This window comes from Curtobacterium sp. MCLR17_045 (genome assembly GCF_003234405.1).
Taxonomy (GTDB): domain Bacteria; phylum Actinomycetota; class Actinomycetes; order Actinomycetales; family Microbacteriaceae; genus Curtobacterium; species Curtobacterium flaccumfaciens.
The window spans coordinates 115,010-129,822 of the sequence record NZ_QKTB01000008.1; the positions used below are offsets into that span (position 1 = coordinate 115,010).

Consider the following 14,813-nt stretch of genomic DNA (forward strand, 5'->3'; position numbering starts at 1 on the left):
CGACGACGACGTCGGCACCGTTCAGTCGTTCGGGACCGTCGTCGCGGTGTCGTCCGGCAGCGACGCGCTCGGCACGGCACCGTCCGCCGGCACGTCGATCGTCATCCAGTCGATGAGGACCGACCCGGCGGCGTCCGCCGGTGGGTTCCCGTCGTTCGACCCGGCCTGCACCACCAGGTGCATCCGAGCGGTCGGGATGTTCTCCGTCGTGGTGCCGACGACCTCGTCGTCGACCAGGAACGACATCCGGTCGGCGGTCCACTGGATCGTGTAGGTGTGCCAGTCCTTCAGCGACGCCTCGGTCTGCTGGTGGACGCACTTCTCGGCGGGGTCGGCCAGGCAGTGCACGTTCAGCCAGGCGGGCGCGCCGAGCGCTCCCTCGGGGAAGTCGATCTCACCGTCCGACCACAGGTTCTCGTCGCTCCACAGCAGCACGGCGACGCCGTAGCCGTCGACCTCGTCGCTGCGCATCCGGATGCTGTACCGGCCGGCGGTCTGCCCGCCCCACTCGCCGTCGACGAGCGGCACGACACCGCCCGCCAGCGGCACCCCGGCGCGCGTGGTCCGCAGGCGCACGTCGAGCACGCCGTCGTGCGTCGACAGGGTCGACGCCTGGTAGCGCCCCGTCCCCGCGGTGTCGGCGAACCCGTGGTAGGCGACGAACCGGTCTGAGTACCGGGACTCGAAGGTCCGGTTCGTGGCGGCGTCGGCGAAGTCCTCGCCGAACACCCGAGTCCACCCCTCGGGCTCGGAACTCGGCATCGAGACGCCGCTCGGGTCGTCGAGGGTCACGTCGTCACCGTTCGCCGTGGTGGTCGCGGTCGTGGTGCCGGCGACGATGCCGGCAGCCACGAGCAGGGCGCCGGCCGCGAGCGCGGTCCGGCGGGTGCCGGGGCGCCGCGGGGGCCGGTGCCGGGACAGGCCGCGACCGTGTGCCGGTGGGGCGCCGTGGGCCGACGCTGCGTCGTCGGCGACGTGCTCCGACCAGGTGGGGCGGGCCTCCCGGCCGTCACCCTGGTCGTCGGTCACCCGGTCGTCCACGCGCGGATCTCGGAGAGTCCGACGTTGCCCGTGCTGTTCGAGACGCCCGTCACCGTGAACCGCACCCAGGTGACGTCACGCGGGGTGAAGTCGACCGTCAGGGCGTCGCCGCCGTTCGGCAGGGTGCCGACCGCGACCTGGCTGCCGTCCGAGAACGTCAGGGTGCCGCTGGTGACCTGGTCCGAGCTGTTCGGACGGTCGTGCAGGACGATCCGACCGAGGCGCTGCGAGGCGGCCCAGTCCAGCTGGATCCACACCCCGGTCCGGCCCCACGGGGCGACCCACTCGGCCGTCAGGTTGTCGGGGTAGCCCGACACGACGCCGTCGACGGCCTTCGCGACGGTCTGCCCGGTGGACTGGTCGTCCCACGCGGCGGTCGGGGTGGCCGAACCGGTGACGTCCGCCGGCGTCGGCGTCGTCGTGTCCGCCGGCCGGAACGCCCGGATCTCGGCGAGGCCGACGTTCCGGGTCGTGCTGCTCACGGAACCGACCGTGAACCGCACCCAGGTGACCTGGCGGGCGCTGAACGCGACACGCTGCACGGCGCCCCCGTTGTCGAGCGACAGGACGGCGACGCTGGTGCCGTCGGAGAACGTCAGCGTGCCACCGGTCACCTGGTCGTCGCTGTTCGGTCGGTCCGCCAGGTCGATCTCGTGCAGGGTCGTGCCGGCGGACCAGTTCAGCTGGATCCACGTGCCCGCCCGGCCACCGGGCGCCGCCCACTCGGCCGTCGGGGCGTCCGGGTAGCCGCTCACGACGTCGTCGACGGCCTTCACGGCGGTCTGACCGTCGGCCGGGTTCTCGGCGCTCGCGGTGACGGTCGCGCCGGCGGTGACGTCGGTGCCCTGCGAGGTCGGCGGGTCCGTCGGGGGCTGGGCCGACGAGCCGACGGCGTACTGGCGGCTCAACCAGGAGCCCTCCGGGCGCGATGCGCAGGCGGAGGTGGACCCGCAGGTCTCACCGTCGTACGCGGCGTACGCGAAGAAGGCGGCGGCCTTCGCGGCCGTCTGCGCGGAGCTCAGGTTCGACGGGCGGTCCGCGATCGGGTACCCGAGGTAGCCCGTGAACGTGTGCGCCGCCGTGTACGCGGACTGCGCCTGGTCGGCGAGGTACGCGACGGTGTGGTGGTCGCTGTGGTCGCCGTCGCCGTACGTGCCGCCGTGGTCGAGCGTGTGGATCTCGGTCGGCGCGTACCCCGTGACGAGCCCGGAGAACGTCGCGCGCAGGTCGGTCAGCGAGAAGGAGGTCGGTTGGGCAGCCCCGGCGACGGTGTGGATCGTGGAGATCTGGCCCTCGGAGAGCTTCTCCAGGCTCTCGCTGCCCGTGGCCGCGAAGCCGGAGCCGTCGATGTTGCCGTCCGGCAGCTCGAGGAACACCAGGCTGAGCCGCGGGGCCGTCGTCAGGGTCGCCGTACGGAGCGTGTGGCTGGCGACCGAGAGCTGTCCGGCGGTCCAGTTCGACGAGACGCCGGCGATCGACGCGTACGACGCCATCAACCCGTTCTCGCGGGACTGCCAGTACCAGGCGGGCTTGCCGGCGTCACCCGCGGTGACGATGACCGAACGGACGCACTTGCCGGCGTCGATGTCCGCACGGAGCTCGGTGCCTGAGAACAGCAGGTCGTCGTCGGCGTGCGCCACCATCGTGAGGACCCGACCGGCGCTGCAGTCGGCGTTCGCGGCGGCCGTGCCACCCGTCGGGGTGCTGCTGGGCGTCGGCGTGGGCGTCTGCGTGCTGGTCGGCGTGCTCGGCGGCGGTGTCTTCCGACCTCGTGCGTCGGCGGACATCGCACCGCCGGGTCCGGCGATGACGGCGACGACCGCCAGGACCCCCAGGACCGCCGCGGCGGACGTGGCGCGCGTGCGCCACGTCCGCCGGGCGGCCCGGGTCGTGCGGTGTTCAGTTCGTGGCATGTGCGAGTCCTGCCTGGGTCAGTTCGTAGACGGCGGTGGTGCCGGAGCCGAAGACGCGCTTCCAGTAGGGCGAGTCGGCCATCGCGGCCGCGAGCTCCTGGTAGTCGGCGTCGGTCTGGTACCCGTACCGCTCGTCGTAGGCGCCGAAGGGTTCGGCGACCAGTGCGTAGTACTTCGTCGCCGGCCAGTCCAGGACGAGCTGGCGGGTCATCGTGGACACGTCGGCCTCGGCGTCGTAGCCCTCCGGCTCCGGGTACGCCCCGAGGACCTCGCGGGACAGCGCTCCGACGTCGAAGTAGCGTGCGCCGGTGTTGCTCGGGACGGCGTTCGCCGAACCGGTCAGCAGCATCAGGGAGCCCTTCGGCGCGGTCGCGTCGTAGAACTGCGTCGCCGCCGACTGGCTGCGCGTCGGGACGCGGTTCCAGTCGAGGGCGGTCTGACCGAACGCGCCGATCCCGACCATCGCGGCGACCGCGGCCGCAGCGACGACGACCTTGACCGCCGTGGGCCGCACCGTACGGGTGACGAGTCGACCGACGGGAGCCAGCCGGCCGCTGGGCATCGGGAGCCCCGCCGCCAGGATCGCGATCCACGGTGTCGCGAACAGCACGACGCGGAAGATGCCCTCCTGGCCGTAGTTCGTCGCGACGAGCAGCGAGATCGGGCTCGCCGCCGTGGCCAGCAGTCCCCAGTGCACGCGGTCGCGGCGCATCAGCACGGTGATCACGGCGACGAGACCGAGGACCACGAGGGCCGCCGCGGGGATGTCGAACGCGAGCCGTGTGACGAGCGGCTTCGGCAGGACCGTCATGTCGTGCGACGGCGGCTGCACGTTGTCGAGCACCTTGCCGACGGCTCCCAGGGACAGGAACTTGCCGAGGATGTCGTCGTTCAGCAGGGCGAAGCCGACGGCGGGGACGAGCACCACGACGGGTAGCCACCAGGGGCGGAGCAGTCGGAACACGATGAGCGTCACGAGTGCGGCGACCGTCAGGTACGGCGAGATCTGGTGGGTGACGACCAGCACGATGGCGATCAGCGTGATGGCGATGATCCGGGACAGGCCGACGCGGCGGGCGCGCAGGATCGTCGAGCGGACGCCGTCGGCGGCGGTCACCGCGGTGCGTCGCAGCGGGCCGACGGCCAGCACGAGGATCACCAGGGACATCAGGATACCCACCGACTGCGGCGAGAAGTACGTCGTGTTGAGCGAGCCGGTCATCGCGGTCAGGAACGCGGCGATCCAGGGGCGACGGTTCCCCGGCAGCCAGTTGGCGGCCAGGACACCGACGGCGATCGTCGTGCTGAAGGCCAGCAGGACGGGGACCCACGCGGCGATGGTCATCGCGTTGCCGATCCCGCCGACGTCCGCAACCCAGGCGCCACCGGCGAACAGGCCGGACCACGTCTGGAAGATGTCGGCGGCCGGGTTGGTCGAGCCCCAGCGGCGGATGTACTCGAGCACACCGATGTGGCGGGCGGCCGCCATCACGGTGGGCATGCCGTACGTGATGGCCTGTGCGAGCTGGATCGACCCGCCGAGCACGACGACCGGGATCGCGAGTCCGCGACCGCGCACCAGGGCGACGACGGCAGCGGCGACGACGATCGCCAGTCCGATGACCAGGCCCGGGCCGAGCGAGCCGAACAGTCCGTCCGGCACCGGGTCGCCGATGTGCGTGAGCGCGGCGACGACGATGACGAGCAGGCCGACGACCGAGCCGGCGGTGACGGTGTCGGTGGTGGTCCAGCGACGGGCCGTGGCGCCCTCGGCGGCCGGCTCGAGGCGGGCGCGCTGCAGTTCGGCGACGTCACGCGGCACCGCGATCGCGAGGGCGACGGCGGTGAGTACGACGACCCCGACGAACGGCACCGTCGGGTTCCAGAGCTGGAACGTCGCCATCGTGTAGCCGATGCCGATCGTGCCGACGAGCGACGCCGTGACCGCGAAGACGCTGAAGCGTGCCAGCGGCATCGGGCGGACGAGCAGGAGGGGTGCGACGCCGAGCAGCGCGAACAGGTACACGCCGATCGCGCTCCCCCGCAGCACCGGGAGTCCGGCGATCGCGGCGACCCCGGCGACGAGGAGCGTCAGGACGACGATCGCCGCTGCGGTGAGTCGTGCGATCGGGCTCATCGCGTCCACCGCGAGCGGGCGGGCGGGACCGGCCGAGGCCAGACCGTGCCGGAGCTCGTGGCGACCACCGGCGTTGCGGTCGATCGTGCCGCCGCCACGCAGGCGTTCGACGAGCGCCAGGAACGGCGCCGTCAGGACCGAGCGCTGCTCGACCCCGCGCAGCCGCCGCTGGGTGGCGGCGAACTCGGCGTCGACCGCGTCGGGTACGCGGTCCGCGTCACCGGGCTGGTCGCCGGCGATGTCCGTCGCACGGTCGCCCTGTTCGAGGCCGAGTCGTGCGAAGGCGCTGAGCGCCTCGGGCGCTGCGTCCACCGATGCGGTCAGCGTGTCGCGGTCGATGGCGTTCTTGGTCATCCAGGCTCCGAGTCCGTGGCCGTGCGCGGCAGCGGCGGCGCGGAGCGACGCGACGTCGTCCGCCGATCGCTGCCACGCGATCGCGGCCGGTTCGACGGCGATCGCGGATCCGGCGAACAGCAGTCGTGTGAAGAGGTCGAGGTCGTCGCCGCCGCCGACGCGGGTGCCGGGACCGAAGGCGGTGTCGAACCCGCCGATCCGGAGCGCGGTCGCGCGGTGCACGGCGAGGTTCGCGCCGGTGCCGTAGGCCGAGGCGGCGAAGGGGTGCAGCGGGAGGCCGTCGACCGGTTCGTCGAGCCGGAAGACCCGCCGGCGGACGGTCCGCCCACCGGGGGTGCGGTCGTCGTGCCAGCGCTGCGCCGGCGTCCGGAGCTCGGCACTCGGCACGAGCCCGGTGACGCAGGCCACGTCGGGGTCGGCCGCGAAGGCGCGGGCGATCGCGGCGATCCAGTCACCGTCCACGACGGCGCCCTCGTCCACGAAGGCGACGACGTCGCCGGTCGCGACGAGCAGACCGGCGTTCCGCGCGGCGGCGAGGCCACCCTCGGGTGCCGGGATGGTGGTGACGCGGCGTCCGCTGATGTCGACGGTCGCCACACCGCCGTCGTCGGCGCCGTGCGAGACGACCACGACGTCGAAGTCGGGGTGCCCGTTCGCGAGCACCGACCGCATGGTCGTGCCGGCGGCGCCGTCCGTGCAGAGCACCACGGTGACGGACGGCAGCACCAGACCTGCTGCCGGCCGACGCTCGGGTGCCGGCATGGGCCGGATCGCGCGCTGCAGCGCACGGACGTCGATGGTGCCGCCGATGCGGCGGCGTTCGGTGATCTCGGCCTCGACGAAGCCGAGGGGCTCGCCGTGGTCGCGGACGAGCAGTCGAGCGCGCCGGTAGCCCGCGGCGCCCTCGAGTGCGACCACGTCACGGTGGCTGGACGCGTGCACGTCGGCACGGTCGACCTCGCCGACCCAGAGCGCGCCGTCCCAGGTGGGGACGAGCGGCCCGGTCACGACCGGCGAGAGGACCATCGCCAGGGTCGCGCGGGTCACCGCGTCCCCACCGGCTGGGGGGCGGGGGCGGCCGCCGGGGTGCGGACGACGACGCCACCGAGGACACGCCCGACGGCGTAGCCGGTGACGGTCGACGCGACGGAGAGCACGATCGCGAAGGCACGCAGGGCACCGCCACGACCGATGTGGCGCAGTTCGCGCAGCACCGCTCCGGGGATGACCTTCGTCAGGTACGTCGACTCACTGGCGAGCGAGTCACCCGTGCCGACGCGACGGCTCAGGACGGCCTTCGAGATGCCCTCGTAGTAGCTGCGACGGCGCAGGTAGCGCATCGTCACGCGGTCCGGGGAGACCCGGTGCGAGACGTTCGAGCCCGGTTCGTGCCGGATCCGCGCACCGGGACGGGCCTGGGCGATGCGGATGCAGAGTTCGGTCTCCTCGCAGCCGAGCGGCTGGTTGCCGACGCGGCCGATGCCGGAGCGGAACCCGCCGGCGAGCAGGATCGCGTCGCGGCGGAACGCCATGCTCGATCCGATGACGTTGCGCACGTCGCCGGGGGTCTCGGGTAGCCCGCGGTAGGAGCAGCCGACGATCCAGAGGAGTTCGTCGGCGTACGGGCCGGCACCGGTGGCGGTGGGCCAGGACGGTGTGGCCCGGCCGCCGACGCCGACGACGTCCGGGTCCTCGAGGGCGGTGAGCATGTGGCCGAGCCAGTCCGGGTCGGCCGTTGCGTCGTCGTCCAGGAACGCGACGACGTCGGCGTCGGTGAGGGCGACGCCCGTGTTGCGGGCGCCGGACAGGCCGCGGTCCTCGGTGTTCGGGACGACGCGGAGCTCGGGCCAGCGCGCCGCGGCGCGGGCGAGGAGCTCGGGTTCGTGGTCGATCACGACGACGACCTCGGGGGCCTCTGGCTGGCGCTTGGCGGACTCGACGCTGTCCTGCAGGTCGCCCCAGCGCTGCTGGGTGTAGGCGCAGATGACGACCGCGACGGTCGTCACGCGACTTCCTCCTCGAGGCTGGCCACGGCGGCCACGGCGGCGACGGGGGCGCCGAGCGGGGCGTGCCCGGCCGCGTGGACCGCGGCGTGCGGTGCGGAAGCGTGCGGTGCTGCGGCGTGCGGTGCTGCGGCGTGCGGCACGGCGGCCAGCTGCTCGGCCGGCGGCACGACGCTCATCGCGGCACGACGGACCTCGGAGCGACCGATCGCGGCGCGACGACGCTCGTGCATGATCGACTTCAGCACCCGGATGCCGTCGGTCACGGCGTTCAGGTTGCTCGAGCCGTGCACGCGGAGCTTCTCGTGGCTGGGGACCTCGGTGATCGCGAGCTCGGCGGCCGACCAGCGGCAGGTGAGCACAGTCTCGATCTCGAACCCGTCGCCCCAGAGCATCGAGCCGTCGGACGGCTTCGGCAGCTCGGAGGACAGCAGGCCGATCTCCGGCAGGACGTCCGCCCAGAAGGCGTTGTAGCCGTAGCAGAGGTCGCTGTAGCGGGTGCCGAGGATGATGTTGCAGAGCATGTTCAGGCCACGGTTGCCCAGGTTGCGGACGATCGTGATGTCGTCGCTGCCGCCGCCGAGCGAGTAGCGGGTGCCCTTCGCGACGTCGGCGCCCTCGACGAGTGCCTGCACGAAGCGCGGGATCTCGTCCGGGTCGGCGGAGCAGTCGGCGTCGAACATGACGACGACGTCGCCGGTGACGGCCTCGAACCCGCAGGCGAGGGCGTTGCCCTTGCCCTTGCGGGTCTGGTGCACGACGCGGATGTCGGGCATCACGCGCTGCGCGGTGGCGATGGTGTCGTCGACGGAGTTGCCGTCGACCAGGATCACCTCGTACACCGGCGGGAGCTTCGGCAGGATGATCTCGAGGTTTCGGGCCTCGTTCCGCGCCGGGATGACGACGGAGACCCTCGGGTCTGCGGGGCGAACGGTACGTGCGGGCATGGGCGCGGTCCTGTCGGGTCAGGGTTGCTGTCGGGTTGTGGCTCGTGTGACGAGCGGAGCGTCCTCGGATGACGCATCGACGACGGTGACCGTCGTCGGTCGAGCAGCGGGACGCGGGTACGACGCCGCCGGCTTCGCAGGTGAGTGGGTACTCTCCCCCGCGTGTCCAACCATCGTCGCGGGCTGGCAGGCGGTCAATGCGCGGTGCGGTCCCTTGCGGACACCCGGGTGCGGATACGGAAACCCGCAACACCGCGTGCCGGCCACGTGCCGTGGACGCACCGACAGGCGGACTGGAGGCGCGGTGCCAGCCCGCCCCGCGCCTCCCGTCCGCTTCCTGGTCGCGACCACCGCACCCGGTGAACAGAAGACGTCGCCTCCGGACTGCGGAGGCGACGTCTTCTGCTCACTCGATGTGCGCAGCAGCTCAGTTCCGGCCCGCGCCCTCCGTCGCGAACGCCGCACGCAACGCCGTCGCGAGGTCGGACACGTGCGGTTCCCGCAGCAGCGAGCTGTGCTCGGCCGCGATCCGCACGGTCTCGGTCCGCCCGCGCAGCAGCGCGGACCAGCCGGTCGCGTCCGGGTTCGCATCGGCGAGCACGTACGTCGCCCGTCCGTGGAACGGCGTCGGGTGGTGCCGCCGGGTGACGAGCTCGGCCTGGTCGAAGAAGGCATCGAAGTCCTTCTGCCCGCCGTGCCGCAGCACACCAGCGCTGTAGGCCCGCGCGCGCTTCGCGACGTGCTCGCCCCACGACATGCCGGACGGCATGACCCGCCGGACGACCCCGGCGAGGCGCTGGTTGACGGCCCGGACTGCGGGATTGCGGTGTTCGCGGGGCTCGAGCCGTCCGAAGTGCTGCCGGACCCCCTCGGCCCCGGTCCGCGGCAGGTAGGTGTCCAGCAGCGCGATGTGCTCGACCTGCTCGCCGCTCTCGGTGAGCAGCCGGGCGATCTCGAGCGCGATCAGCCCGCCGAGCGAGTGGCCGACCAGCAGGTACGGTCCGCGCGGCTGCACGATGCGCATCAGGGCGACGTACCGGCGGGCGCTGGCCTGGATGCTCCAGTCCGGCATGCCCCGACGCTCGAGGCCGTGCTGCTGGAACGCGTACACGTCGTGCTCGGGCAGGTAGCGGGACAACGGCAGGAACGTCAGGGCGAGCGCACCACCGCCGGCGAAGCAGAACACCGGCGGACGGCCGGACTCGCGCGCGCCGGACACCTTGACGACGTCGGGGTGGCTCGGCAGCGCCGTCGTGCCGCTCCGCACCCGACGGGCGAACGCCCGGAGCGTGGGGTGCTGCAGGACGTCCGACGAGCGCAGGTCGATGCCGAGACGGGTCTGCACGAGCGCGAGCATCTCCTCCGCCGACAACGAGTCGCCGCCGAGGGCCGAGAAGTCCTCGTCCAGGTGCACGCCCCGCAGGCCGAGCACCTCGGCCCAGATCTGCCCGACGACGAGCTCCCACTGGTCGTACTCACCCTCGACCATCTCGGTCTCGACGCTCGGTGCCCCGGGGAGTTCGGCCCGGTCGACCTTGCCCCGCTCGTTCCGCGGCAGTTCGGTCATCGGCACGATCGACGCCGGCACCATGTACTCGGGCAGCCGCTCACGGAGCGCCCTTCGGAGCGCACCCGGTGCCGGGGTGCGGTGCCCCGGGCGACCGACCACGTAGGCGACGAGCCGGGTGACGGAACCGGGGTCGACCTGTGCCGTCACGACCGCGTCGTGCACCTCGGGCACCGCGCGGAGCGCCGCCTCGACCTCGCTCGGCTCGACCAGGTAGCCACGGACCTTCACGGCGTCGTCAGATCGGCCGAGCAGCACGAGCCGCCCGTCGGGGTCGACGCGTGCCAGGTCGCCCTGCCGCCAGCTCGGGGTCCCGACGGGGATGCCGGCGGCGGCCTCGGCCTCGCCGGTGCGTCCGGCCCGTTCGGCGGTCTTCTCCGGCGCACCCCAGTAGCCCGCGGTCAGGGCATCGGAGACCACGACGAGCTCGCCGGTCTCCCCCGGGTCGGCAGGGCTGCCGTCCTCCCGGAGCACGAGGACCGTCTTGCCGGGCAACGGCCACCCGGCGGGCACGACGCCCTCGGGCACCGGCTCCCCCGGCGCCACCGGGCAGTACGCGACGCACGCGGTCTCGCTCGAGCCGAAGGCGTTCAGGAGCAGCGTGTCCGGGTCCAGGTGGGGTCGGGCCGCGGCGAGGTCGGCCCCGGTGACGGACTCGCCCGTGGTCATCAGGAAGCGCAGCCCGCCGAGCACCGGTGCGGCCCCGGCTGCGGTCCCGTGCGACCCGGGGGCGTTCTGCGACCCGATGATCGAGCGCAGCAGGTGCGGGGTGCAGACGAGCACGTTCACGTCGTCCTCCCGGAACCGCCCGAGCAGCCGCTCGACACCGAGCTCACGCGGCTCGAGCAGCACGATGGTGCCGCCGCAGAGCAACGTGTCGAACGAGAACAGGAGCCCGGCCGCGAACGACAGCGGCAGGACGACACCGAGCCGGTCGCCCGGGCCGATGCCGAGCGCGACCGCGTCCTGCTCGGCGTCGGCGATCTGCTGCCGGTGCGTCAGGACGACGCCCTTCGGCATGCCGGTCGAGCCGGAGGTGAAGACGATGGCGAAGGGGTCCCGCCCGCCGGGGCGCACGCCGACGGTGTCCGCCGACGGGGCCGCGCCCGGTTCGCCCGCGTCCAGCAGTTCGCCGAGTGCGTGCACCCGGCCGTCCCGTTCCGCGACCACGTCGGCGGCCAGCGCTGCACGCTCGGTGTCGGCGACGATCTCGTCGACGCCGGCGAGCCGGGCCACGTGTGCCAGCCGTGCTGCGGGCAGGTGGTCGTCGAGCACCACCACGGTCCGTCCGGCACGCACCAGCGCGAGGATGCCGATCACGGCCTCGGTCGACTGCCCCGCCATCAGCCCGACCGGCTTCGATGCCCCGCCCGGGGTGTCGCCGACGCCGGCGCCGCTGTGGTCGTCGGGTCGGAGCGTCACGGCCAGGGCTGCGGCCAGCGCGCGCGAGGCCCGGTCCGCTTCGCCGTAGGTGTACGGACGGCCGTCCCCCGCGAGCGCGGCGGCGTCGCCCCGGAGTGCCACCACGCGGTCCCAGCGGTCCAGCACGGAGTGGTCGGCCGCCGCGGGCACGGCTGCGGGGTGGTTCCAGGGATCGACGGTCGTCAGCGGGTCGACGGAGGTCACGATGACACCTCGGGTGCTCAGCAGCGGACCGCCACGACTCCCGCGACGGTCCTCCGACCGTAGGTCCGCGTTCCCCCGGCCCGCGAGCAGGCTCCGGCCCGGTGCGGGGAACCGCAACCGGCCTGGAGGCGCGGCCTGCGCCCGCCACGGACGGTACGACTCCGGAACGACCGGTCCACCGCCGTGGGTGCCGTCCGCACGGCGGCTCGCCCGGCTCGGGGATCGTGCGGTTCCGCGCAACCTCCGGATCAGCCGTGGCGCGACCGTGGATGCGCCGTGCATCGCCGATGAGGACGCTCGGAACGAGAAGGTCCCGGAAACGAGAACAGCCCCCGGGAAGTCCCGGGGGCTGTTCATCGAGTGCTGGGGTACCTGGACTCGAACCAAGAACGACGGTACCAGAAACCGCTGTGTTGCCAATTACACCATACCCCAAAAGGCCTGTCGGCCTTCTGGCCCGGTCACCCGGGGCACGATCAACTACTGTACAGCATCCCGGAGGTCCGCAAGACCACCCACCAGGTCTCGGTGCACGGCGGCGGCGGTCGCGGCTCCGTGTCCGGCGGCGACGATGAGCTGCTCCGGCCCGGGAGGCGTGACGTCTCCCACGGCGTAGAGCCCCGGGACGGACGTCCGGCCCACCCGGTCGACCACGAGGAGTCCCTGCGTGTCGCGCTGGAGCCCCTCGAGCGCTCCGGGCGTGTCGCCGTTCGCGGCCGTGTTCCCGCTCGTTGCGCTCGGACTCGTGGTGGCGCTGGTGCGCAGCCAGTCGAGGTCGGCGTGCCACACCGGTCGGACGAACCCACCGGTCCGAGGCTCGACGTGGCCGTCGGCGAGCCGGACGCCGGTCATCCCGGTGCGATCGCCCTCGAGGTCCTCGACGACCCGCTCGTCCACGACGACCCCCGCGGCCGACAGTCGAGCGCGGCCGGCGTCGTCGAGCGGTGCCACCCCGTTCGTGTAGACGATCAGGTCGTCGGTCCATGCGGCGATGAGCAGCGCCCGGTCGACCACGTCGTCGGTCTCGCAGATGAAGGCGAGCGGCTGCCCGGCCTTGTCGTACGCATCACACTCGACACAGCTGTGCACCGCGGTGCCGTAGAACGCGCGGAGCATCGGCAGCGCCGGGAACTCCTCACGCAACCCCGTCGCCACGACGACCGTCCGGGCGCGGGCCTCGAGCTCGGTGCCGCGCCACGAGCCGTGCACCTGCCAGGTGTCCGTGTCGGGGTCCGGGGCCACCAGGTCGACGACGGACTGGACGACCGTCGCTTCCGGGTACCCCTCGACCTCGGTCCGCCCGAGCTTGCGGAGTTCGAGCGGCGAGATGCCGTCCCGCGTCAGGAACCCGTGCGACCGCAGCGTCGCGGCGTTCCGGGGGCGGTTGGCGTCGACGAGCAGCACGGTGCGCTTCGCCCGGACCAGGTTGAGCGCAGCGCTCAGCCCGGCCGGCCCGGCGCCGATGACCGCGACGTCGTACACGACCTGGTCGGCGTGCTCCGTACTGCTCACGGTCGGTCAGCGCGCCGCGAGGGCGCGGAGCCGGGTCAGGGTGGACTCCTTGCCCAGGATCTCCATCGACTCGAACAGCGGCGGGCTGATCCGGCGTCCGGACACCGCCACGCGCAGCGGGCCGAAGGCGACGCGGGGCTTCAGGCCGAGCTCGTCGATGAGGGCCGCACGGAGCGCACCCTCGATGGCCTCGGTGGTCCAGTCCTGGACGACCTCGAGCGCGGCGGTGCTCGCGGTCAGGACCGTCGCCGTGTCGCCCTTGAGCGAGGCCAGTGCGTCGTCCTCGACCACCAGGTCGGCGTCGGAGGTGAACAGGAAGCCGAGCATCGCCGGCGCCTCGCCGAGCAGCTGCATGCGCTCCTGCACGAGCGGAGCCGCCTTGGTCAGGACCTCGAGCTGCTCCGGGGTCGCCGGGTCACTGATGAACTCCGACAGGTACGGCAGCAGACGCGACCGGAAGTCCTCGGGCGCCAGCAGACGGATGTGGTCCCCGTTGATCGCCTCGGCCTTCTTGTGGTCGAAGCGGGCCGGGTTCGGGTTCACGTCGGTGACGTCGAACGCCGCGACCATCTCGTCGATCGAGAACACGTCGCGGTCGGGCCCGATCGACCAGCCGAGCAGCGCCAGGTAGTTGACGAGCCCCTCGGGGATCATGCCGGCGGCGCGGTGGTGGAACAGGTTCGACTCGGGGTCACGCTTCGAGAGCTTCTTGTTGCCCTCCCCCATCACGTACGGCAGGTGTCCGAACACGGGGATGGAGGGCGCGAGGCCGATCTCGTACAGCGCCTCGTACAGAGCGATCTGGCGCGGGGTCGACGACAGCAGGTCCTCGCCCCGGAGCACGTGCGTGATGCCCATCAGGGCGTCGTCGACCGGGTTCGTGAACGTGTACAGCGGCTTGCCGTTCGGGCGGACCACCACGAAGTCGGGGAACGTGCCCTGCTTGAAGGTGATCTCCCCGCGCACCAGGTCGTCGAAGCTCAGGTCACGGTCGGGGACCCGCAGGCGGAGCGCCGGCTCGCGGCCCTCGTCGCGGAACGCCTGGCGCTCGGCATCGGTCAGGTCGCGCTCGTGGTTGTCGTAGCCCTGCTTGGGGTCACGACCGGCCGCCTTGTTCCGGGCTTCCATCTCGTCCGGCGTGACGAAGGACTCGTAGATGTGACCCGACTCCTTGAGCTTCGCGATCACATCGTCGTAGATCGCGGTGCGCTCAGACTGCCGGTACGGTCCGTGCTCGCCGCCGGCGTCCACGCCCTCGTCCCAGTCGAGCCGCAGCCAGCGGAGCGCGTCGAGGATCTGCCCGTACGACTCCTCGCTGTCGCGGGCGGCATCGGTGTCCTCGATGCGGAACACGAGCTTGCCGCCGGTGTGGCGAGCGTAGGCCCAGTTGAAGAGCGCGGTGCGGATGAGCCCCACGTGCGGGGTCCCCGTCGGGCTCGGGCAGAAGCGGACGCGGATGTCGGAGCCGGAGGCAGTGGTGAATGGCGCAGTCATGACCCGACAACCCTACCGCGGCGTCAGTCCCTCCCACCTGCCCTGTGGAGGGGCCGTGAACGCAGAAAACCCCTGACCACGAATGGTCAGGGGCTCCCTGGTTCTTACTACGTTAAGTCCGGCGGCGTCCTACTCTCCCACAAGGTCCCCCTTGCAGTACCATCGGCGCTGAGAGGCTTAGCTTCCGGGTTCGGAATGTGACCGGGCGTTTCCCTCTCG

The 14,813-nt window shown here is 72.5% G+C and carries 8 protein-coding genes, 1 tRNA gene and 1 rRNA gene; all 10 read right to left on the minus strand.

Annotated features, from left to right (window positions below):
- Positions 1-21: 21 nt before the first annotated feature.
- Positions 22-1,029, minus strand: a complete 1,008-nt coding sequence (locus DEJ05_RS07835) for a glycoside hydrolase family 16 protein (RefSeq protein ID WP_146245050.1) — start codon at positions 1,027-1,029, stop codon at positions 22-24.
- The gene (locus DEJ05_RS07840; protein WP_111110146.1) at positions 1,026-2,954 is read right to left on the minus strand and encodes a PIG-L family deacetylase; all 1,929 of its coding nucleotides are present in this window, start codon (positions 2,952-2,954) and stop codon (positions 1,026-1,028) included. The genes DEJ05_RS07835 and DEJ05_RS07840 overlap by 4 nt, the downstream gene beginning before the upstream one ends.
- Positions 2,941-6,492, minus strand: a complete 3,552-nt coding sequence (locus DEJ05_RS07845) for a glycosyltransferase (RefSeq protein WP_111103497.1) — start codon at positions 6,490-6,492, stop codon at positions 2,941-2,943. Before DEJ05_RS07845 ends, DEJ05_RS07840 begins: the two co-directional genes overlap by 14 nt.
- Positions 6,489-7,451, minus strand: a complete 963-nt coding sequence (locus tag DEJ05_RS07850) for a glycosyltransferase family 2 protein (RefSeq protein WP_111029118.1) — start codon at positions 7,449-7,451, stop codon at positions 6,489-6,491. The genes DEJ05_RS07845 and DEJ05_RS07850 overlap by 4 nt, the downstream gene beginning before the upstream one ends.
- The gene (locus tag DEJ05_RS07855) at positions 7,448-8,395 is read right to left on the minus strand and encodes a glycosyltransferase family 2 protein (protein WP_111110147.1); all 948 of its coding nucleotides are present in this window, start codon (positions 8,393-8,395) and stop codon (positions 7,448-7,450) included. Before DEJ05_RS07855 ends, DEJ05_RS07850 begins: the two co-directional genes overlap by 4 nt.
- A 427-nt stretch (positions 8,396-8,822) precedes the next feature.
- Entirely contained in the window at positions 8,823-11,588 is a 2,766-nt protein-coding gene (locus DEJ05_RS07860; RefSeq protein WP_181440687.1) for an alpha/beta fold hydrolase, read from the minus strand.
- 363 nt (positions 11,589-11,951) lie between these two features.
- Positions 11,952-12,023: transfer RNA gene (locus DEJ05_RS07865), tRNA-Gln, on the minus strand.
- A 45-nt stretch (positions 12,024-12,068) separates the two neighbouring features.
- Positions 12,069-13,100 (minus strand): NAD(P)/FAD-dependent oxidoreductase, encoded by a 1,032-nt coding sequence (locus tag DEJ05_RS07870; protein ID WP_111110149.1) that lies wholly within the window; start codon positions 13,098-13,100, stop codon positions 12,069-12,071.
- A gap of 6 nt (positions 13,101-13,106) precedes the next feature.
- Positions 13,107-14,594, minus strand: a complete 1,488-nt coding sequence (gltX, locus tag DEJ05_RS07875) for a glutamate--tRNA ligase (RefSeq protein WP_111110150.1) — start codon at positions 14,592-14,594, stop codon at positions 13,107-13,109.
- Between the two features lie 116 nt (positions 14,595-14,710).
- Positions 14,711-14,813 (minus strand): 5S ribosomal RNA (gene rrf, locus DEJ05_RS07880); the annotation flags it as partial.